Raw genomic sequence first — 20,709 nt, 5'->3', positions numbered from 1 at the left:
ACATTTCGGACCGCGCCGGCTGGCCCCGCGCGGTTTTAACGTTTGCTGAAAAAATAAACTCCGGTTTCGATCTAAACTTTGCGTTGCTGTTGCCGCTAAACGTGAGAGACCAGCGATCGGGCGGATCACGCCCGGTCATAACGCGCCCCCGAAATCCGCCGGGCGCATAGAGATAAAATACCGGCAAGCCATGAATACCGAACAGTCGACGAGTCTGGCCGAGAGCGCCGCCGCGCATTCCGGCCATGATTACGGCCGCCGCAATCCGCTCGAGATCGGCGTGCAGTTGCGCAACCTCGTCAATCGCGGAGATTTCCTGACCGTCCAGTACCAGGGCGGCCAGCTCGTCACCCGCATCCTCGACGTCGACGTCGGCGCGCGGACCTTCGTATTCGACTGGGGCGCGCTTGCCGATCAGAACGCGGGCATCCTCGCCGCGCCGCGCTGCGTGTTCCATGCGTCGCCGGACGGCGTGCGCGTCGAATTCTCGACCGCGCCCCCGCGCGAAACCCGCTACGAAAACCTGCCCGCGTTCGAGGCCGACTTCCCCGACGTGCTGTACTGCGTGCAGCGCCGCGAATATTTCCGGGTCGACGCGCCGATCCTCGATCCGTACGTGTGCCGCGGCAAGCTGCCCGACGGCGAGAGCTTCCTGTTCGAGGTGCACAACCTGTCGCTCGGCGGCCTCGGGCTGCGCACGGGCGACGACCGCGTGGCGTCGCTCGAGCCGGGCACGACGCTGCCCGACGTCGAGCTGAACCTGAACGGCCACGGGAAGCTGTCGCTCGATCTGCAGCTCGTGTCGCACCGCGCGACCGAGACGCCGAGCGGCGCGCGCCGCTACCAGCTCGGCTTTCGCTTCCTGTCGCTGCCGGGCAATGCCGAGAACACGCTGCAGCGCATCATCACGCAGCTCGAGATGAAGCGCCGGCAACTCGCGCGCGCCTGACGAAGCCGCTCTCGCGCGTGGCCGACGCGACCGTGCGGGGCAACGGAAACGCTCGCGGCGGCGCTCGCGCGCCGGCCGCGCAACGCGGCGCGCATCTTTTGCGCGTGCGGTCCCTCAATTTTTTCGACGCGCGGCCGTTATACCGGGAGTCCACGCAACCCGGCGGCCGCGGCGCGGCCGGCTCATAGGATCGCGCATGTCCAATACCCTCATGAACCTCGGGGTCAGCGGCCTGAACGCCGCACTCTGGGGGCTCACCACGACCGGCCAGAACATCAGCAACGCGGCGACGCCCGGCTACTCCGTCGAGCGTCCCGTCTATGCGGAGGCAAGCGGCCAGTACACGAGCAGCGGCTATCTGCCGCAAGGCGTGTCGACCGTGACGGTCCAGCGGCAGTACAACCAGTATCTGTCGGACCAGCTCAACGCCGCGCAGACGCAGGGCAACGCGCTGTCGACCTACTACACGCTCGTCGCGCAGTTGAACAACTACGTCGGCAGCCCGACGGCCGGCATCGCGACCGCGATCACGAACTATTTCACCGGCCTGCAGACTGTCGCGAACAACGCGGCGGACCCGTCCGCACGGCAGACCGCGATGAGCAACGCGCAGACGCTCGCGAGCCAGCTCGTCGCCGCGAGCCAGCAATACTCGCAACTGCGCCAGAGCGTGAACTCGCAGCTCACCGACAGCGTCAAGCAGATCAACAGCTACACCTCGCAGATCGCGCAGCTCAACGAGCAGATCGCGTCGGCGAGCTCGCAGGGGCAGCCGCCGAACCAACTGCTCGACCAGCGCGATCTCGCGGTGTCGAATCTGTCGCAGCTCGCGGGCGTGCAGGTCGTGCAGAGCAACGGCAGCTACAGCGTGTTCCTCGCGGGCGGCCAGCCGCTCGTCGTCGGCAACATGAGCTACCAGCTCGCCGCCGTCGCATCGAAATCCGATCCGAGCGAGCTCACGATCGTGTCGAACGGCATCGCCGGCGCGAATCCGCAGGGCAGCCCGCAATACCTGCCCGACGCGTCGCTGTCGGGCGGCACGCTGGGCGGCCTGCTCGCGTTTCGCAGCCAGACGCTGGACCCCGCGCAGGCGCAGCTCGGCGCGCTCGCGGTCAGCTTCGCGTCGCAGGTCAACGCGCAGAACGCGCTCGGCGTCGACATGTCGGGCAACCCGGGCGGCAATCTGTTCGCGGTCGGCAGCCCGACCGTCTATGCGAATCAGGGCAATACCAGCGGCGCGACGCTGACGGCGTCGATCGCGGACGGCACGCAGCCGCCGTCGAGCGACTATTCGCTGTCGTACGACGGCTCGAAGTACACGCTGACGGATCGCGCGACGGGCAGTGTCGTCGGCACGGCGACATCGACGTCCACGCCGCCGACGATGACGATCGGCGGCTTGAATCTGTCGCTCACGAGCACGCCCAACGCGGGCGACGCGTTCACCGTGCTGCCGACGCGCGGCGCGCTCGAAGGCTTCGCGCTCGCCACCGCGAACGGCTCGGCGATCGCGGCCGCGTCGCCCGTGCTCGCGGCGGCCGCGCCGACGAACAGCGGCACGGGCGCGATCTCGCAGGGCTCGGTGAGCGCGGGCTATCAACTGCCGTCCGGCACGACGACGCTCACGTACAACGCGTCGTCGAAGACGCTGTCGGGCTTCCCGGTCGGCACGACGGTGACGATCGCGGGCACGCCGCCGACGTCGATCGACATCACGAGCGCGACGACGCCCGTGCCATACGACCCGTCGAAGGGCGCGTCGATGACGATCTCGAGCACGACGCAGCCGGCGCCGTCGGGCGTGATGAACGGCGTGAGCGTATCGCTGTCGGGCACGCCCGCGGATGGCGACCAGTTCACGATCGGCGCGAACAAGGGCACCAACGACGGGCGCAATGCGCTTGCGCTGTCCCAGCTCGTGAACTCGAAGACGATGAACAACGGCACGGCGACGCTGACCGGCGCGTACGCGGGCTACGTGAACGCGATCGGCAACGCGGCGAGCCAATTGAAGGCGTCGAGCGCCGCGCAGACGGCGCTCGTCGGCCAGATCACGCAGGCGCAGCAGTCGGTGTCGGGCGTGAATCAGAACGAGGAAGCGGCGAACCTGATGCAGTACCAGCAGTTGTATCAGGCGAACGCGAAGGTGATCCAGACGGCGAACTCGGTATTCCAGACCGTGCTCGGTCTCTTCAACTGAACGAGGTAGGCGGCGATGCGCATTTCCAGCTCTCAGCTCTACAGCCTGAACGTCGACATGATGAACGACCAGCAGGCGCAGATCGCTCAGCTCTACCAGCAGGTGTCGAGCGGCGTCAGCCTGACGACGCCCGCCGACAATCCGATCGCGGCCGCGCAGGCGGTGCAGTTGTCGGCGACGTCCGCGACGCTCTCGCAGTACACGCAGAACCAGACCATCGTGCAGACCGCGCTGCAGACCGAGGACACGACGCTCACGAGCGTCAACGACGTGCTCAACGCCGCGTACCAGGCGATCATGCACGCGGGCGACGGCGGGCTGTCGGACAGCGACCGCGCGGCGCTCGCCGCGCAGATCCAGGGCTCGCGCGACCATCTGCTCACGCTCGCGAACACCGCGGACGGCGCGGGCAACTACCTGTTCGCGGGCTTCCAGCCGACGACGCAGCCGTTCTCGAACAAGCCGGGCGGCGGCGTCACGTATGCGGGCGACTACGGCGCGCGCACGGTGCAGATCGCCGATACGCGCACGGTCCCGCAGGGCGACAACGGCGCGAGCGTGTTCATGTCGGTGCCGTTCCTCGGCAGCCTGCCGGTGCCCGCCGCGGGCGCGAGCAACACGGGCACGGGCACGATCGGCGCGGTCAGCATCACGAACCCGTCCGATCCGACCAACACGCACCAGTTCACGATCACGTTCGGCGGCACGGCGGCGGCGCCGACCTACACGGTGACCGACAATACGGTCACGTCGCCGACGCCGCCGGTCGCGCAGCCGTACTCGCCAGGCGAGGGGATCGATCTCGGCGGCCAGACGGTCGCGGTGTCGGGCACGCCGGCCGCGGGTGACACGTTCACGGTGACGCCCGCGCCGCAGGCGGGCACCGACGTGTTCGCGACGCTCGACACGGTGATCGCCGCGCTGAAGACGCCCGTCGGCAACAGCCCGACCGCGTCGACCGCGCTGACGAACACGATGGCCACCGCGTCGACGAAACTGATGAACACGATGACGAACGTGCTGACCGTGCAGGCGTCGGTGGGCGGCCGCCTGCAGGAAGTGAAGGCGATGCAGGCGGTGACGACGACGAATTCGCTGCAAACGACGAACAGCCTGTCGAACCTGACCGACACGAACCTGCCCGCCGCGATCAGCCAGTTCCTGCAACTGCAGAATTCGCTGAGCGCCGCGCAGAAGGCGTTCGTGCAGATGCAGAACCTGTCGCTGTTCCAGTATCTGAATCCGTAAGCGGCCGATTCGGTTCGCGAATCGGCCGCGCGAACAGCGGGCGGTTGGCTGCGCCGAGACCTCGTGCGGTGCGATGAAGCGGACGGCACGCGCCGCCCGCTTTGTTTTTTCGGCGAGGCCATCGCGCCGTTGCCATGTTGTTGGCGCTTGCCGCCCGTTGTCGTCGATTCCCGCCGCTCTCGCGCGCCCGCGCCCGTTTCCTTACCCGTTCCTTGCGTTTGTTGCCCGCGCGCATCCCGCGCGGCGGGGCGTTTTTGCGCGCCCGCCGCTTGTCAGCGCGATTCCCGCTTCGTACACTCGCGCGTGATTTTGCCTCGACGCGCCGTCGCGCGCGCCTCAATCCAGACAACCAGGAGAATCCCGCGATGGCCGATTCCTATTTTCCGCGGTGGCGCGCGCAGCCGCGCGACGACGCGGCCCGCTTCGTCGCTCCCGACGAGCGCCTGCCGTGGCCGCAGACGTTCGCGATGGGCGTGCAGCACGTCGTCGCGATGTTCGGCTCGACCGTGCTCGCGCCGCTGCTGATGGGCTTCGATCCGAACCTCTGCATCCTGATGTCCGGGATCGGCACGCTGCTGTTCTTCGTGCTCGTCGGCGGGCGCGTGCCGAGCTATCTCGGCTCGAGCTTCGCGTTCATCGGCCTCGTGATCGCGGTGACGGGCTACGCGGGCGGCGGCGCGAATCCGAACATCCCCGTCGCGCTCGGCGGGATCGTCGCCAGCGGCGTCGCCTATGCGCTGATCGGGCTCGTCGTGTCCGCGATCGGCACGCGCTGGATCGAGACGCTGATGCCGCCCGTCGTCACGGGCGCGATCGTCGCCGTGATCGGGCTGAACCTCGCGCCGATCGCGGTGAAGAGCGTGTCCGCGTCGACCTTCGATTCGACGCTCGCGCTCGTGACGGTGCTCTGCGTCGGCGGCGTGGCGGTGTTCGCGCGCGGGATGCTGCAGCGCCTGCTGATTCTCGTCGGCGTGCTGATCGCGTACGCGATCTACGCGGCGCTCACGAACGGCATGGGGCTCGGCAAGCCGGTCGATTTCTCGGTGGTCGCGCATGCCGCATGGTTCGGCGTGCCGACGTTCCATCGGCCCGTGTTCGATACGCACGCGATGCTGCTGATCGCGCCCGTCGCGGTGATCCTCGTCGCGGAGAACCTCGGCCACATCAAGGCGGTGAGCGCGATGACGGGCCGCAATCTCGACCGCTACGTCGGCCGCGCGTTCATCGGCGACGGCCTGGCGACGATCGTGTCGGGCAGCCTGGGCGGCACGGGCGTGACGACGTATGCGGAGAACATCGGCGTGATGGCGGTGACGCGGATCTACTCGACGCTCGTGTTCGTCGCGGCCGCGCTGATCGCGATCGCGCTCGGCTTCTCGCCGAAGTTCGGCGCGGTGATCCAGACGATTCCGGGGCCGGTGCTGGGCGGCGTGTCGATCGTCGTGTTCGGCCTGATCGCGGTGACGGGCGCGCGGATCTGGGTCGTGAACCGCGTCGATTTCTCCGACAACCGGAATCTGATCGTCGCCGCCGTCACGCTCGTGCTCGGCGCGGGCGACTTCTCGCTGAAGCTGGGCAGCTTCGCGCTCGGCGGGATCGGCACCGCGACGTTCGGCGCGATCATCCTCTATGCGCTGCTGCGCAAGGAGAAGGAGCCGGGGCCGATGGTGTGAGCGCACGGGCGCGGCCGGCCCGCAACGTGATCGCGCCGTCGGGCGCATCGGCGCGCGCGGTTTGTCCGGCCTCGAGCCTGCCTGCCGAAACCCGCCCGAACGTTCAGCCCGCCTGCGCCTGCGCGTCGAGCCACGCGCAGAACCGGCCGACGAGCGCGTTGCTCGCCGTCTCGCGCGGCGCGATCCACCAGTAGCTGAGCGTCGCGATGCGCGGGCCCGGCAGCGGCGTCACGAGCCGGCCGCTCGCGAGTTCGTCGGCAATGAGCGGCAGCGGCCCGAGCGCGACGCCGAGACCGTCCACGGCCGCCTGCAAAGCCAGATAGAAGTGGTCGAACGACTGCTTCTTGCGGCCCTTCATCGGCGCGCCCGCCGCGGCGAACCATTCGCGCCACGCGTCCGGGCGCGTATCCGAATGCAGCAGCACGTGGCGCGCGAGATCGTCCGCGCTTGCGATCGGCGTGCGCTTCAGGAGCGCCGGGCTGCACACGGGAATCACGCTTTCGTCGAGAAAGCGGCCGCTCGTGCAGTTCGGCCAGCGGCCCGGGCCGCGCCGGATCGCGACGTCGAAGCCGTCGAGCGAGCCGAGCGGCGCATTCGACGTCGACAGCTTCAGCTCGACGTTCGGCGCCTCGCGCTGAAACCGCGACAGCCGCGGCAGCAGCCATTTCATCGCGAACGTCGGCAGCGCGTTGATCCGCAGCACGCGCGCCGTGCCCGTCTCGCGCAACTGGTCGGTCGCGCGTGCGATGCTGTCGAACGCCGCCTCGATGGTTGCGAGATAGCGGCGGCCTTCGTCGGTGAGCTTCACCCGCTTGCCGTGCCGGCGGAACACCGGCTGGCCGAGCCACGCCTCGAACGCGGCGATCTGCCGGCTGATGGCACCGTGGGTCACATGCAGCTCCTCGCCCGCGGCGCTGAAGCTTTCATGTCTTGCTGCTGCCTCGAAGGCCCTGAGGGCCGGAAACGGTGGGAGATCGCGTGCCATGCTTGTGATTCTAGATCACAAGGGCGCGCCGATAAAATCGTTTGGAGTCCACGGCGAACGGGCGTAATCTCGGTTCGTGAAAATCACGAGGACTCCCATGCAATCTCGTTCCGGACCTGGCGGCGATGCGCTCGACGTGAGCGTTGCCGATCTGTTCGCAGGCTTTCTCGGCCTCGGGCTGATCTCGTTCGGCGGCGCGCTGCCGTTCGCGCGCCGCGCGCTCGTCGAGGAGCGCCGCTGGCTGAGCGCCGACGAGTTCACCGATCTGCTCGGCCTTTGCCAGTTTCTGCCGGGCGGCAACGTGATCAACCTGTCGGTCGCGGTCGGCATGCGGTTTCGCGGCGTGCCGGGCGCGATCGCGGGCCTGCTCGGCCTCGTCGCCGGGCCGACGCTCGTCGTCATCGCGCTCGGCGTGCTGTATGCGAGGACGCAGCAGAATCCGGCCGTCCACCATCTGTTCGGCGGCCTCGCGGCGGCCGCGGCGGGCCTGCTGGTCGCGATGGCGGTGAAGGTCGCGAAGCCGCTGCGCCACATGCGCGCGGGCGCGTGCGTCGCGGCGCTCGCGTTCGTCGCGATCGCGCTGCTGCGCGCGCCGCTGCTGCCGACGATGCTCGTGCTGACGCCCATGAGCATCTGGCTCGCATCGCGCGCGCCGCGCGGCGCGAATGCGGGCGCGCAGGGAGTGCGGCGATGAGCGGCACGCTTGCCGCACTCGCGGCGATCTTCGGCCAGCTTTCGCTGCTCGCGTTCGGCGGCGGCAACACGATCCTGCCGGAGATGCAGCGGCAGGTCGTCGACGTGCATCACTGGATGAGCGCGCAGGCGTTCACCGCGCTCTTCGCGCTCGCGCAGGCGGCGCCCGGGCCGAACATGATGATCGTGCCGCTCGTCGGCTGGCACGTTGCGAGCTGGCCGGGCCTTCTCGTATCGTCGGTCGCGAAGTTCGGGCCGTCGTCGATCGTGACGATGCTCGCGCTGCACGCGTGGGAGCGCTTCAGGGACAAGCCGTGGCGGCGCTACGTGCAGCAGGGGATGATGCCCGTCACCGCGGGCCTCGTCGTCGCGAGCGCGGTGCTGATCTCCGAGGCGTCGAACCGCTCGGCGCTGCAATGGGGGATCACCGCGGCGGTCGCGGCGCTCGCGTACCGGACGCGCGTGCATCCGCTGTGGCTGCTCGCGGGCGGCGCGCTCGCCGGGCTCGCCGGCGGATTTTTCGCGTAGACGCGCCCTGGGGCGGTGCGCGATGCGCAGCCATCCGCGAATCCCGGCTCCGCGCGCGGGAGCCGGGCGCTTCACGGGAGGCGTCAGCCCGGCGTGCGCGCGCCGCTTTTCACGAGGCCGAGGAGCTTGCCGCGCTCGGCGTTCAGATCGACGTTCGTCGACGACCAGTCGAGCACATAGCCGTGGTTGAGCGAATCGCGGACGATCGACGCGTAATCGGACTTCGCGAGCTTGCCGTCGCGCATCGCGCGATTCACTTCGTCCTGAAGGTCCGGCGTGAAGCCCGGATAGGCGGCGACGAGCGCCGCGTACTGGCGCGCATCGATTTCGTCCGATTCGCGATTGAACGCCCACACGACGACGAGCACGATCGCGATGAACGGCACGAGGGTATAGCGCAGGAAGAACTTGACGGCTTTCATGGCAGGGCGGATGCAGTGAATCGGGAGACGGATCGCCGGGCGCGGTCGGCGCGTGCGTGCGGGCGAGTATACTTTCATGCATTCGTTCAATTGCAAACAAGGCTTCAACACCATGTCGACACTTCCCGCCTGCCCTCAATGCGCAATGGAAAACACGTATCCGGACGGCGAACAGTATATTTGCGCGGACTGCGGGCACGAATGGCCGATCGCCGGCGACGCGAGCGCCGCCGATGATGACGCGGCCGCCGTCGTGAAGGACGCGAACGGCAACGTGCTCGACGACGGCGACTCGGTCGTGCTGATCAAGGACCTGAAGGTGAAGGGTTCGTCGATCACGCTGAAGATGGGCACGAAGGTGAAGAGCATCCGTCTCGTCGGCGGCGATCACGAAGTCGACTGCAAGATGGACGCCGGCAACTTCATGCTGAAGGCGTGCTATCTGAAGAAGGTCTGAGCGGCGCGCGACGGACGATGAATCCCGACGCCGCCAGCCGCAACCTGACGGTCGCATCGCTGCTCACGCTGTCGGGCGGCTATCTCGACGCATACACATACGTCGGCCACGGCCACGTGTTCGCGAACACGATGACGGGCAACGTCGCGCTGCTCGGGATCAATGCGGCGGCGGGCGAGTGGGCGCAGGCGCTGCATCACGTGCCGCCGCTCGCGGGCTTCGTGATCGCGGTGTTCGTCGCGCACACGCTCGGCCTCGCCGCGCAGAAGGGCTGGATCCGGCACGCCGCGTTCATCAGCCTGATCGTCGAGATCGGCTTTCTCGCGTTCGCGTCGGCCGGCTGGCCCGCGATGTCGAGCGCGTGGCTGATTCCGGGCATTTCGTTCGTCGCGACGTTGCAGACGCTGTCGTTCACGCATCTCGAGAATCTGTCGTACACGTCGGTGATGACGACGGGCAATCTGAGGCGTTCCGCGCAGTTGCTGTTCGCCGGGCTGATTCCGCGTTACGACGCGCTCGCGCTGCGCGATTCCGGCCTGCTCGCCGTGATCAGCTTGTGCTTTCTCGCGGGCGCGGTGGCGGGCGGCTTCGTCACGCGGATCGTCGGCGACGGCGCGCTGTGGGGCGCGGTGCTGCTGCTCGTTGCGGCGTTCGCCGAGATCGTGCGGCGCGCGCGCCGCGATGCGGGCGGCGGCGTCCCGAAGGACGAATCCGTCGCGCGCGCCGCGCCGCGTGGCGCATCCGCCGAACGCGCCGAGCGATAGAGGAGGCATCGCGCGCTCGCCGCCGCGCCGAACGCCACGGCCGGGAGCGGGTGATGAAACTCGCCGATCCATTCGGCAAGCGCCCGCCGTTGCATCACCACGACAACGCCGCGATTCTCGCGGCGTTTATTTTTTTACAGACCTTACATCGTCATATGATTCGTGGGCTCGCCGCGCGCGGCGAGCCGGCCGCGGCCGCGGCCACGGCCGGAGAAGAGACGGAGACAATTCACAAAGGAAAGCTCATGAAGCAAACCACCAAGATCGCGGGACTGGTAGGAGGAGCAATGCTGGCGATCGCAGGCCAGCAGGCGATGGCGCAAAGCTCGGTGACGCTCTGGGGCGTCGCGGACGTGAGCCTGCGTTACCTGAGCAACTCGAATGCGCAGAACGACGGCCGCTTTTTCATGACGAACGGCGCGATCACCAATAGCCGCATCGGCCTGCACGGCAGCGAAGACCTGGGCGGCGGCCTGAAGGCGGTCTTCAATCTCGAGAGCGGCGTCAATCTGCAGGACGGCTCGTTCTCGGACAGCAAGCGCATCTTCAATCGCGCCGCATACGTCGGCCTGACGAGCCAGTACGGCACCGTGACGCTCGGCCGCCAGAAGACGGTGCTGTTCGATCTGCTGAGCGACACGTACGATCCGCTGACGGTCGGCAACTATCTGGAAAACGCGTGGCTGCCCGTCGCGCTCGGCGCGGGCCTGTACGCGGACAACTCGGTCAAGTATCGCGGCACGTTCGGCGGCCTGACGATCGGCGCGATGTACTCGTTCGGCACCGACTCGACGTCGACGGGCGCGGGCGGCTTTTCCGGCCAGCTTCCGGGCCACATGGGCGCGGGCAACATGTACGGCTTCTCGCTGTCGTACGTCGCCGGGCCGGTCAGCGTCGCGGCGGGCGTGCAGCAGAACAGCGACAACTCGAACCGCAAGCAGACGATCTATCACGCGAACGTCGTCTACGCGTTCAGCAAGGCGAAGATCTACGCGGGCTACCTGCATTCGAAGGACGACACCGGCTTCGTCGACACAGTGCTCGCGCAGCAGCCCGGCCTCTTCACGAACGGCGCGCCGAAGCGCACCGGCCGGATCGACGACGGTCCGTTCGCCGGCGTGAGCTGGCAGGCGACGCCCGCGCTCACGCTGACGGGCGCGTTCTACTACGACCGGATGCGCAACGCGACGATCGCGAACGGCCAGCTCGACAGCGGCAATCGCTATACGGTCGTCGGCCTCGTCGAATATGCGCTGTCGAAGCGCACCGAGATCTACGGCACCGTCGATTTCAACAAGGTGAACGGCGCGGCGACGGTCGAGATGCCGGGCCGCAGCAACCAGACGGGCGTCGCGATCGGTCTGCGCAACATCTTCTGAGCGTTTCGGCGTCGCTCGGCGTCCGTGGAAGGCCCGCGCAAAAGCGGGCCTTTCTCGTGGCGGCAGCGCTGCCTCAGCGCATGGCAGCCTTCGTCGCGCTGTTCGCCTGCTGCGACACTTGCGTGAGGATCTGCCCGGCCGCCGCGAACGACGGGTTCAGGTAGATCTTCGTGAACGAATGGCCGAGCGGATCGGTGAGCAGATGCAGGCCGAGCGAGAAGTTCGACGGCATCACCGTCTGCACGAGGCCGAGGCTGCCGATCACCGTGTCCGACGACGACGTCAGATAGCTCGAGCCCGGCAGCAGATAGCGCGCCGCGTTGCCGACGTTCACCGAGCTGATCTTGCCTTGTGCGCGCTCCGGTCCCGTGATCAGCAGATTCATCTCGAAGTTCGCGTACAGCGTGCCCTGCGAGTGGCCGACGAGCACGACCTTGCGGTTCTGCTGCAGATACGTGCGGTACTGGTTCAGGTGATCGGGCAGCTCGGGAGTCTCGCTCTTCGTCAGGATGTCGATGTATTTCTGTTGCAGTGCCGCGTCCATGCCGCCCGCGGGAATCGCGCCGCCGTCGATCGCGCGCCAGAAGTCCGCCGGGCTCGCGCCTTCGACCGATTTCTGCTTGAACACCTGCCACAGGTCGCTGAACGTGCCTTGCGTCGCGTTATATGCGTTGCCGTACACGTATGCGTTGTTCGCGTCGCGCGCGTTCAACTGGTTCTTCAGCACTTGCAGGCTCGCGACCGCATCGTCGAACGTATTGTTGATGCCGTTGACGAACACGATCGCGGAGCCGGGCGAGGCCGCTGCGGCCGGCGTGACCGTCGCCGCATGCGCGGCGTTCAGGTGCATAGAACAGGGCAGCGCGACGAGCGCGCCGGCAATCGTCAGCGTCACTAACTTTTTCATCGAAAGTCCCCTCGGATGGTGGTTGAAGCGCTACGGCGTCGGTGAACTCAATTCGGCATGGACGTCGGGTTGAAGCCGCACGATGCGGGGCCGGGATCGTCGAAGAACTGGCCGCCCGCGAGCGACTGGAAGCGGATGTACGCGAGCGTGTCGGCTTCGGTGTCGAGCATGATCGCGCGCGTGCTCTTGATCCGGTCGAGCATCGTCTGCTGGTCGACGCCCGCCTTCGCGAGCACGCGCGCGCTCAGCGCGCATGCGATGCCTTTCGCGATCGCGTCGCCGGCCGTCTTGGCGTCGCCCGGATCGTGGACGTCGTTGACCGCCTGGCTCCAGCCGTATGCGATCTGCGTGAGCGCTTCGCGCGTGACGGCCGAATCCGCGTATTCATGCGCGATGTATTCGATGACGCGAGGGGGTAGCGGTGGCGGCGCGCCGTGCGGCGCCGCCGCCGATGCGACGGCGAATGCGCTCGCGAGCGCTGCGGGCGCGGGTGATTTTGTTTGCTCGGCCGGCGTGGCGGCGGGCGCCGCATCGGTCGACACGATTCGCGCGCAGGCCCACACGAATGCGGCGATCGCGAGCGCGGCCGCAACAGGGTATTGCCATCGCATGCCCTCTCCTTTTGTTGTGTCTTTTGTATTCGTTGCGGACCGCAGCCGGTTTCCCGTCGCGATTCCGCAGTTCTCGTCTCCACCAACGGCTTGCAAACGTTACAAGAAATCATCGCAACGGGGAAGCGTTACCGTATCGTGAGCGAGGGCCTCGCGTCGTGGCGGTTCGAGTGCGGCGTCAATTGCTTCGATTATTGCGCCGCGTGACGAGCCGTCCGGCCCGATCCGATCATGCCGGTGGAAATTGAAAATGGCGTGACGGCGAACCGCGCGAACCGCGCGAATCGCACGAATCACGACGCAGTGCGCCGATCGCTCACGAACTGTTCGCCGCGACCGTGCTTTCCGCGTGCTGCCACGCGAACAGGCCGGGCACGAAGATCAGCAGATCGCGGATGCGTCGCGCGCCCGCGAGCCCGAGCGACGTCGCCGGGTCGAGCCCGAGCGCGCCGCCAATCAGCACGAAGCCGCCTTCCTGCACGCCGAGCCCGCCCGGCACGAAGAACGCGACGCTGCTGAGCGCCTGGATCAGCGCTTCGATCACGAGCGCGTCGACGATCGAAACGGGCGCGCCGAGAAAATGCAGCGCGAGCCAGATTTCGAGCGATGTCGCGAGGTGTTGCAGCGGCTGCCAGAAGAACAGATAGCGCACGACGGTGCCGCGCCGCCGCCAGACGGCCTTCAGCGCTTCGTCGATCTGCGCGGAGCGTTCGACGAGCGATGCGAGCTGACCGCCCGCGACGCGATTGAGCGCATGCATCGCGCGCTCGAACGGCTTCGCGTGCTGAACGAGCGCGAACAGGATCAGGAGCGGCGCGAGCGCGGCGAGCCCCCACGCGAACATGCCGGCGACGCGCGCGGTGTCCGACGTCGCGTGCACGAGCAGATAGCCGACGCCCGCGAGCGCGAAAAGTGCCTGGCTGATCAGCGTGAGCTGCATGTCCGACACGAGGCTCGCGACCGTGGCGGGTGCCGTCAGGCCATGCGCGCGCAACAAGCGGAACGATGCGAACTCGCCGCCGATGCGCGCAACGGGCAGCAGCCCGTTGACCGATTCGCGAATCCACACGAGTCGCAGCATCGCGCGCAGGCTCGGCCGATCCGGTGGCGCGATCAGCGTTTGCCAGTCCTTCGCGTTCGCGAGCATCGGCAGCAGATGTGACGCGGCGGCGAAGACGAGGCCGATCCCCGCCGCGCGCAGCAGATCCAGCACCGCGCGCGGATTGTCGCGCGCGACGAGCCAGAGCGAGACCGCGAGCCCCGCGAGCGCTGCAATGCGCCCCGCATGCTGCATCAATCGTCGGTTGCGCGCGTCGCGCGCATTGCTTCGTGATTGCGTAAGTTCGTTTGGCATGACGAAGAAAAACGTGTTCGATGCGTGACGCCGATCAGGCATTCGGGCGTTTTTCCGGCGCGGGGCACAGGCGGCCGTCGCGGTCGACGTCGAAGCTGAAGCCGCGCCAGATCACGCGCGACGACGAGAAGCTCGCGACGAAGATGCCGAATGCGATCAGGTCCGCGAGCGGCAGCAGCCACAGATCGCGCACCGGCCGCAGCGTCGCGCGATCGACGATGCACTTCGCGGCGACGCGCGCGGCGAGCGAGACGGGCACGAGCGGCCACGCCCACGCAGCGCCGCTCGACAGCACGCCGGCGAGCAGCGTGAGCGCGAGCGGATGCGTGAGCAGCGAGCCGAGGTGGCCGAGCGGATCGACCGCGCGGATCGTGCGGCTCCAGCGCAATTCATGCTCGGCGAGCTGCGCGACGCGCGTCTCGACGCAGCCGTGCTCGACCGCGAACGGCGGCACGACGACGCGCGCGCCGCGCGCGCGCACGGCTTCGCCGATCGCGTGATCCTCGGCGAGATGATGCGCGAACTGCGCGAGGCCGCCGATCGCGTCGAGCATCGCGCGGCGCATCGCGATCGTCTGGCCGAAGCATGGTCGCGCGAGCTTCAGCGCGAGGCCCGTCACGACGCCCGGCAGGAACTGATGATTGGTGACGAGCGCCTCGACGCGCGGCCAGAAACCTGGGTCCGGGCGACCGCGATAGACGCAGGTGACGAGCCCGACGTCCAGTTCGCCGAGCTCGCCGACGATGTGCCGCACGTAGTCGGGGCCGACGCTCACGTCGCTGTCCGCGAAGATCAGCACGTCGTGCACGGCGGCGGGCAGCATGTTGACGAGGTTCGCGATCTTGCGGTTCGGGCCGTACAGGCGGGCGTCGGCGACGATCGTCACGTGCGCGCCGGGAAACGCGTCGCGCAATGCATCGACGGCGCGCAGCGCGGGATCGTCGCGATCGTGCACGCCGAACAGGAACTGGATCGGGCCGTCGTAGCGCTGCTCGCAAAAGCTCGCGAGATTCGCGAACAGCGTTCGCTCGGTGCCGTGCAGCGGCTTGACGATCGTCACCGGCGGGCACTCGCGCGGCTCGCGCGGCGCACGCGCGAAGAAGCGGTGCGTGAGCGCGGCCGCGACGAGTGTGTACGCGCAGCCGAATGCGGCCGCGATCGCGCACAGCGCGGCGAGCAAGTCGGCGAGCAGCGCGACGAAGCGGCCGATGTCGCCGAACGAGACCAGCTCGGCCGCGAGCAGCGCGCAGACGGTGCCGGCGAGCCACGCGAGCGCTTTCATCGCGCGGCCTTCGGCGTGCGGCGGCGCGGATGAACGGCTGCCGCGCGATCGGTCGTGCGAGCGTGGCGGCGTGCGGCGAGATCGAGACAGAACAAGCTGATGGCTCCGCGTGAATGCGACTCTCGTCGGGAGGCGCCGGGCCGGCGCTCGCGCGCGGCGCGCGACCGGTCCGGCATGCCGTGTCCGGTCGCGCGCCGCAACGCTTAAGTTACTACGCGAAGCGGCGTTGGTGTGCGGCCGAATGAATCACGGTAATGCACGGAGCCGACTTTCTGATGGCACTATGGTGACAAATCGGTTTAGCGCCCGTTCCTGGCGTGAACAGGCTCCCGGCGATTTGACGGCGCGCGGGCGATGCGCGCAGGCGCGGTGCCGTCGTGAGCGACACGCGCGCGGCGGAAGAATGAAACGCGCGAAAGGTGTGCCGGGCGTGGCAAGCGAAGCGGATCAGAACGTGATCGTCGTGCGCACGCCGACGATCGCCTCGTTGCCGATGCGCGAGCCCGGCTCGTTCGGGTTCGGGATGCCGCCGCCCGGCCGGAATGCGTACTGGAAGTCCGCCTGCAACTGCCACCACGGCGTCACCTGATACTGATAAGTCGCCTCGATCAGCGTTTCCGCGCGGCGCACCGGATAGCCGGGCGTCTGGAACACGCCGGCGTCGCCGTCGGCGCCGCGCGCGTGCGAGCCGATTTTCGCGTAGCTGACGGCGAGCCCCGCCGTGTCGTTGTCGCGTCCGGCGAACGGCGCCTTCAGCGTGACGCCCGCGTTCAGCGTGAAATCGACCGCGTTGCGATCGCCGGGCGCGCCCATCACGCGCGCGAACACGTTCAGCGAGCGCGGGCTGTCCGCGCTCGGCCGCCACACCATCTGGTCCGCGACCGCGTAGAAGCCGTAGTTGCCGCGATGCGTCGCCGCGATGCCGTTGCTTGCCGGATCGGCGAGGGGCACGCCGTTCGTGTCGTAGCGCGGATCGGCGAAGCGCTCGGAGTTGTACCAGACGCCGAGCTTGTACAGGCCCGGCAGGCCCGCCGGCTGCGGCGCCTTCGGATCGGCGGGCGGTGCGTTGAGCGCGTACTGGAGCTCGCCGATGAAGAGCGCGCCGTTGCGCAGGTTGAAATTCGTGCCGTGCCGATTGAGCTGTTGCGCGTCGCCCACGCCGCCCGCCGGATTGCCGTCGAACACGCCCGCCATCACCGTCCACGCGTCGGATGGCTTCGCGCGCAGCCGCACGCCGAGCGACGACAGCGGATACGCGGGGCCGCCCGCCGGCATGTCGACGGCGGGCAGCACGGGCCAGCCGAACGTCGCGTTGATGAACGTGCTCGCGTACTGGCTCACCATGAATTCCTGGTCGAGGCTTTGCTGGCCGATCTTCACGTCGGCGCGGCCGTTCGCGAACGACTGCTGATACCACAGCTCCCACAAGCGCGTCGTCCCTTCGGCCTCGATGCCGCTCGCCGTCTGCAGCAACTGCAGGTTGCGCGACGTGAGGCTCGTGCCGTGAATCTGCAGACCCGACACGTTGAACGTGCCGCCGGGCAGCCCGATCGCTTTTTCGGTGTCGACGCTGAAGCCGAATTGCGTGAGACCGTCGTATGCGCCGCCGCGGCTCGTGCCGCCCGACAGGTTGCGCAGGTACTCGCTCGTTTCCTGCAGATTCAGCGTGATCCCGTGATCGCCGAGCTTGCTGCGCAGGCCGCCCATGTCGCCGAACAGGTTCGAGCGTTCCCAGAAGCCGGTGGGGGCGGGCGTGGCGGCGGCATCGGCGGCCTGCGCGGCGGATGGCGTCTGCGCGCCGTCCGCGGCCGCGGCTTGCGCGAGCGCGGGGTGCGAGACGCCGAGCGACAGCAGCAACGGCAGGCCGGAAACGATGCCGGATTTGACGAGCATGTGACGGATGGTTTTCTTCATGACGAATCGTTGCCTGGATGAATGCGGGCGATATCCTCGCCCGCTCGCCGCTTGAGGTTGCCCGCCGGGCACGGCTGACCGTCGGGCTTGCCGGGTGCTCAGGAGAACCACCAGCTAACGCGCATCGCCTGATTCAGGCCGGCGCGGCCGCCCGAGGCGGACAGCAGCGCGACGATCGCGACAGCCCCCGCGATGGCGCCGACGATCGCGCAACTGATTGGCCGGACGATCAGCCCCGCGCCTGGCAGCGCGCCGTTGCTCGATGCGTTCGCCGCATGCGCGAGCGGCGAGATCGACGATATGACGATCCGGCGGCTCGCGAAATGGGCGTAGCGCCCGAGCTTAGCCTTGAAAAACTGAACAAGCATGACTTCGCTCCCGTCCGCTCCGGCTTGCGCCGGACGACGTAACACATCGCTTGCGCGCCGGAGGGGGGCTTGCGACGAGACCTAAACAGAGGAAGCGTGCTGCGTGCGTGCGGACGGAGGCCGCCGGCGATGAAGCGCGCTAACTCGACCAATGCGAGCTAGCGGCGAAGGAGGACCAGGCGGCTAGCGCGCGATTGCATTGCCGGCTTCGACCGGCGTCGGACTGCAACTACTGGGGGACGTGTCCACGAGGGACTCTCCTTCTGTGATGAACCGCGGCGGATTGTATGCGTGCCGTACGTGGGCGCGCAAGAAAAAAACGAATAAAGATGCCGGATCGGTCAACATCCGGCGAAATCGGCGCGTGCGCGCGGCAAGCGCCGCACGGTGCGCGTTCCGGCTTTCGATCCGGCTCCGTCCCTCGGCGATTGAAAGCAACGGGCACGGTTTCATCGCGTAAAAACTTACAGTGCCGCAAGCGCGGAAATTTTTTTTCGCGAAGCCGACGAACGTCATTGACTTTAGGTTCGCCGCCTACCTAGAATCCCGCCATCTCCACAAATGGGGCATCCGCCTTGGACACTTGCAGTAGTCGACTTTCGAGCAGTTTCTCCGCCTGAACGGCAAGACGTCCGCGCCCATTCATTCGCCGCCGTCCAGCCGATCAGGCAGACGGTGCGCGTCGCAGTTCGCAGTACCGCTTCCCCGTGCACCCTTGATTCGCGCCGCATGAGCGCCGCGTTTTCGCGCGCCCATCCGGCACTCGCCGCGAACGCCGGTTCGCGGCGCGCGTTCGCTTGGCGCTGCCGCATGCTTGGCATGACGGCGGCGTCGAGCGTGTGTGTTCGCGTGCGCGTTCGTCGTGCATGCGTGCTCGCAGTGAGCCAACCTTCAGACAAGGAGCCGACATGCCGGACAGTGACAGTCATCCCATATGCCGCACCCTGGATCTTTTCGATTTCGATCATCAAGGGAAGCGCGTAGGGCTCGATCGATAAGCGCATCGCGCGCATGACGTTCGGGCACGCGGCTTCCCGCCATGCGCGAGAACCCGCGCCCGGAGAATCATCATGCAATTCGGTCTGCTTCTGTCGCAACTGCCGCACGTCGCCGAATCGCGCGTCCACTACGACGCGATGCTGTCGCTCGAAGCCGCCGGCAAGCCGGCATTCGCCTCGTTCTGGCGGCGCCTGAAAACCCTGATTTCCTGAGACCAGCGGCGCGCTTACGCATGCCGATGCGGCGCTTCGACGACAACCATACGCATAGGGAGAAAACACATGTCCACGCCAACCGATATCTCGCCGCCCATCGCGCTCGAGCGCAGCGCGGTCCTCGATCAGGCGCACCTGGGCGACATCAAGGGCGCGTTCGGCACGATCGCGCACCACGACACGGCGCCGCGCAGCGGCTGGTGGGCGCGCGTGCGCACGCTGCTCGCGATCCTCGGGCCGGGTCTCATCGTGATGGTCGGCGACAACGACGCCGGTGCGTTCGGCACCTATACGCAGGCGGGGCAGAACTACGGCACGTCGCTGCTGTGGACGCTGCTGCTGCTCGTGCCCGTGCTGTTCGTGAACCAGGAGATGGTGCTGCGCCTCGGCGCCGTGACGGGCGTCGGCCACGCGCGCCTCATCTTCGAGCGCTTCGGCAAGTTCTGGGGCGCGTTCAGCGTGATCGACCTCTTCATCCTGAACGCGCTGACGATCGTCACCGAGTTCATCGGCATCACGTTCGTGCTCGATTTCTTCGGCGTGTCGAAGGTCGCGGGCGTGTGCATCGCGGCGGCGCTCACGATGGCGGCCGTCAGCACGGGCGACTTCCGCCGCTTCGAGCGCTTCGCGGTGGTGCTGTGCGTGCTGAGCTTGCTGCTCGTGCCGGTGCTCGTGTCGATCCATCCGCCCGTGCATCAGATGACGCGGGACCTGTTCGTGCCGGCCTGGCCCGCGCACGCGAAGCTCTCCGACGTGATGCTGCTCGTGATCGGCATCGTCGGCACGACGGTCGCGCCGTGGCAGTTGTTCTTTCAGCAGAGCTACGTGATCGACAAGCGGATCACGCCGCGCTTCATGAAGTACGAGAAGGCGGATCTGTGGATCGGCATCGTGTTCGTGATGATCGGCGCGATCGCGATGATCTCGTTCTGCGCGGCGCTCTACGCGGGCCGCCCGGAGGCGGGCGGCTTCACCGACGCGGGCGGCGTGATCGCCGGCCTTGCGAAGTACGCGGGCCGCACGAGCGCGACGCTCTTCGCGATCGCGCTGCTCGACGCGTGCATCATCGGCGCGGCGGCCGTGTCGCTTGCGACCGCGTACGCGATCGGCGACGTGTTCAAGATCCATCACTCGCTGCATCGCGGCGTGTCGGATGCGAAGGGCTTCTATCTCGTCTACTTCGGGATCGTCGCCGCGGCGGCCGCGCTCGTGCTGATGCCGGGCAGCCCGCTCGGCCTGCTGACGGAAGCGGTGCAGACGCTCGCGGGCGTGCTGCTGCCGAGCGCGACGGTGTTCCTGCTGCTGCTGTGCAATGACCGGGCCGTGCTTGGCCCGTGGGTCAACTCGACGAAATTGAATCTGTTCACGGGCGCGGTGATCTGGGTGCTCGTGATGTTGTCGATTATCCTGACGGCTTCCGTGATGTATCCGGACATGAGCGGCGAGACGATGCTCGAGGTGCTCGCGGGCGGCACGCTGCTCGCGGTGGTCGGGCTCGCGGCGACGCTCGTGGTGCGCAAGCGCGTCGGCGGCGCGAACGTCGCGGCCGGCGCGGGCATCGACCGCAGCGGCCGCGACACGTGGCGGATGCCGCCGCTCGACGCGCTGCCGGCGCCGCGGATCACGCTGTCGACGCGCATCTGGATGGGCGTGCTGCGCGGCTATCTGGTGCTCGCGGTCGGGCTCGTGATCGTGAAGGTCGTGCAGATGGCGTTTTTCAGGTAGCCGGTGCGTGCGGCCGTTCGGCGCGCAGCGGCCGTT

The 20,709-nt window shown here is 67.8% G+C and carries 19 protein-coding genes; 11 read left to right on the top strand and 8 right to left on the bottom strand.

Going from position 1 to position 20,709, the window contains the following annotated elements; translation table 11 throughout:
- Window positions 1-190: 190 nt before the first annotated feature.
- The 4 genes from AQ610_RS17295 to AQ610_RS17280 all read left to right on the top strand — a co-directional run bounded on the left by AQ610_RS17295 (window position 191) and on the right by AQ610_RS17280 (window position 6,070).
- Window positions 191-949, top strand: coding sequence for a flagellar brake protein (locus AQ610_RS17295; protein ID WP_006024243.1), 759 nt, complete (start codon window positions 191-193; stop codon window positions 947-949).
- Window positions 950-1,145: 196 nt separating this feature from the next.
- Complete coding sequence (gene flgK, locus AQ610_RS17290) at window positions 1,146-3,149, top strand: flagellar hook-associated protein FlgK (protein WP_009911071.1); 2,004 nt, start codon at window positions 1,146-1,148, stop codon at window positions 3,147-3,149.
- Between the two features lie 15 nt (window positions 3,150-3,164).
- Complete coding sequence (gene flgL / locus AQ610_RS17285; RefSeq protein ID WP_006024246.1) at window positions 3,165-4,397, top strand: flagellar hook-associated protein FlgL; 1,233 nt, start codon at window positions 3,165-3,167, stop codon at window positions 4,395-4,397.
- A 365-nt stretch (window positions 4,398-4,762) separates the two neighbouring features.
- The gene (locus AQ610_RS17280) at window positions 4,763-6,070 is read left to right on the top strand and encodes a solute carrier family 23 protein (RefSeq protein ID WP_009911074.1); all 1,308 of its coding nucleotides are present in this window, start codon (window positions 4,763-4,765) and stop codon (window positions 6,068-6,070) included.
- 103 nt (window positions 6,071-6,173) lie between these two features.
- Here the strand turns inward: AQ610_RS17280 and AQ610_RS17275 are convergent, their stop codons facing one another.
- Window positions 6,174-7,055 (bottom strand): transcriptional regulator GcvA, encoded by an 882-nt coding sequence (locus AQ610_RS17275; protein ID WP_009911076.1) that lies wholly within the window; start codon window positions 7,053-7,055, stop codon window positions 6,174-6,176.
- A 97-nt stretch (window positions 7,056-7,152) separates the two neighbouring features.
- On the opposite strand from AQ610_RS17275, the gene AQ610_RS17270 reads away from it, so the two are divergent.
- Together AQ610_RS17270 and AQ610_RS17265 are read left to right on the top strand one after the other, a co-directional pair.
- On the top strand, window positions 7,153-7,749 hold the full coding sequence (locus AQ610_RS17270) for a chromate transporter (RefSeq protein ID WP_006024249.1): 597 nt from the start codon (window positions 7,153-7,155) through the stop codon (window positions 7,747-7,749).
- Window positions 7,746-8,276, top strand: coding sequence for a chromate transporter (locus tag AQ610_RS17265; RefSeq protein WP_006024250.1), 531 nt, complete (start codon window positions 7,746-7,748; stop codon window positions 8,274-8,276). Before AQ610_RS17270 ends, AQ610_RS17265 begins: the two co-directional genes overlap by 4 nt.
- Before the next feature lie 83 nt (window positions 8,277-8,359).
- Here AQ610_RS17265 and AQ610_RS17260 read toward each other — a convergent pair whose 3' ends face one another.
- On the bottom strand, window positions 8,360-8,698 hold the full coding sequence (locus AQ610_RS17260; protein ID WP_006024251.1) for a hypothetical protein: 339 nt from the start codon (window positions 8,696-8,698) through the stop codon (window positions 8,360-8,362).
- A gap of 112 nt (window positions 8,699-8,810) precedes the next feature.
- Between AQ610_RS17260 and AQ610_RS17255 the strand changes: the two genes are divergently transcribed.
- The 3 genes from AQ610_RS17255 (at window position 8,811) to AQ610_RS17245 (ending at window position 11,298) form a co-directional block, all read left to right on the top strand.
- On the top strand, window positions 8,811-9,155 hold the full coding sequence (locus AQ610_RS17255) for a zinc ribbon domain-containing protein YjdM (RefSeq protein ID WP_009911077.1): 345 nt from the start codon (window positions 8,811-8,813) through the stop codon (window positions 9,153-9,155).
- A 17-nt stretch (window positions 9,156-9,172) separates the two neighbouring features.
- On the top strand, window positions 9,173-9,919 hold the full coding sequence (locus tag AQ610_RS17250) for a YoaK family protein (protein WP_006024253.1): 747 nt from the start codon (window positions 9,173-9,175) through the stop codon (window positions 9,917-9,919).
- Between the two features lie 245 nt (window positions 9,920-10,164).
- Entirely contained in the window at window positions 10,165-11,298 is a 1,134-nt protein-coding gene (locus tag AQ610_RS17245; RefSeq protein WP_009911078.1) for a porin, read from the top strand.
- Window positions 11,299-11,371: 73 nt separating this feature from the next.
- On the opposite strand, the gene AQ610_RS17240 is transcribed toward AQ610_RS17245, so the two are convergent.
- The 6 genes from AQ610_RS17240 to AQ610_RS17215 form a co-directional block, all read right to left on the bottom strand.
- Window positions 11,372-12,193, bottom strand: a complete 822-nt coding sequence (locus AQ610_RS17240; RefSeq protein WP_006024255.1) for a hypothetical protein — start codon at window positions 12,191-12,193, stop codon at window positions 11,372-11,374.
- 59 nt (window positions 12,194-12,252) lie between these two features.
- On the bottom strand, window positions 12,253-12,816 hold the full coding sequence (locus AQ610_RS17235; RefSeq protein WP_006024256.1) for a hypothetical protein: 564 nt from the start codon (window positions 12,814-12,816) through the stop codon (window positions 12,253-12,255).
- 316 nt (window positions 12,817-13,132) lie between these two features.
- A complete protein-coding gene (locus AQ610_RS17230) occupies window positions 13,133-14,113 on the bottom strand; it encodes a lysylphosphatidylglycerol synthase domain-containing protein (protein WP_197417878.1) in 981 nt (326 codons plus the stop codon).
- A gap of 91 nt (window positions 14,114-14,204) precedes the next feature.
- Complete coding sequence (gene hpnI / locus AQ610_RS17225) at window positions 14,205-15,452, bottom strand: bacteriohopanetetrol glucosamine biosynthesis glycosyltransferase HpnI (RefSeq protein ID WP_006024258.1); 1,248 nt, start codon at window positions 15,450-15,452, stop codon at window positions 14,205-14,207.
- Between the two features lie 447 nt (window positions 15,453-15,899).
- Entirely contained in the window at window positions 15,900-17,366 is a 1,467-nt protein-coding gene (locus AQ610_RS17220; protein WP_006024261.1) for a carbohydrate porin, read from the bottom strand.
- A gap of 98 nt (window positions 17,367-17,464) precedes the next feature.
- Complete coding sequence (locus AQ610_RS17215; RefSeq protein ID WP_006024262.1) at window positions 17,465-17,734, bottom strand: hypothetical protein; 270 nt, start codon at window positions 17,732-17,734, stop codon at window positions 17,465-17,467.
- Between the two features lie 1,070 nt (window positions 17,735-18,804).
- Between AQ610_RS17215 and AQ610_RS36870 the strand changes: the two genes are divergently transcribed.
- Together AQ610_RS36870 and AQ610_RS17210 are read left to right on the top strand one after the other, a co-directional pair.
- Window positions 18,805-18,945, top strand: coding sequence for a hypothetical protein (locus tag AQ610_RS36870; RefSeq protein ID WP_006024265.1), 141 nt, complete (start codon window positions 18,805-18,807; stop codon window positions 18,943-18,945).
- 69 nt (window positions 18,946-19,014) lie between these two features.
- Complete coding sequence (locus AQ610_RS17210) at window positions 19,015-20,673, top strand: NRAMP family divalent metal transporter (protein WP_006024266.1); 1,659 nt, start codon at window positions 19,015-19,017, stop codon at window positions 20,671-20,673.
- Window positions 20,674-20,709 lie beyond the last annotated feature (36 nt).

This window comes from Burkholderia humptydooensis, from assembly GCF_001513745.1.
Taxonomy (GTDB): domain Bacteria; phylum Pseudomonadota; class Gammaproteobacteria; order Burkholderiales; family Burkholderiaceae; genus Burkholderia; species Burkholderia humptydooensis.
The sequence above is the reverse complement of the archived record's forward strand: the minus strand, read 5'-3'. Positions and strand labels throughout refer to the sequence as shown.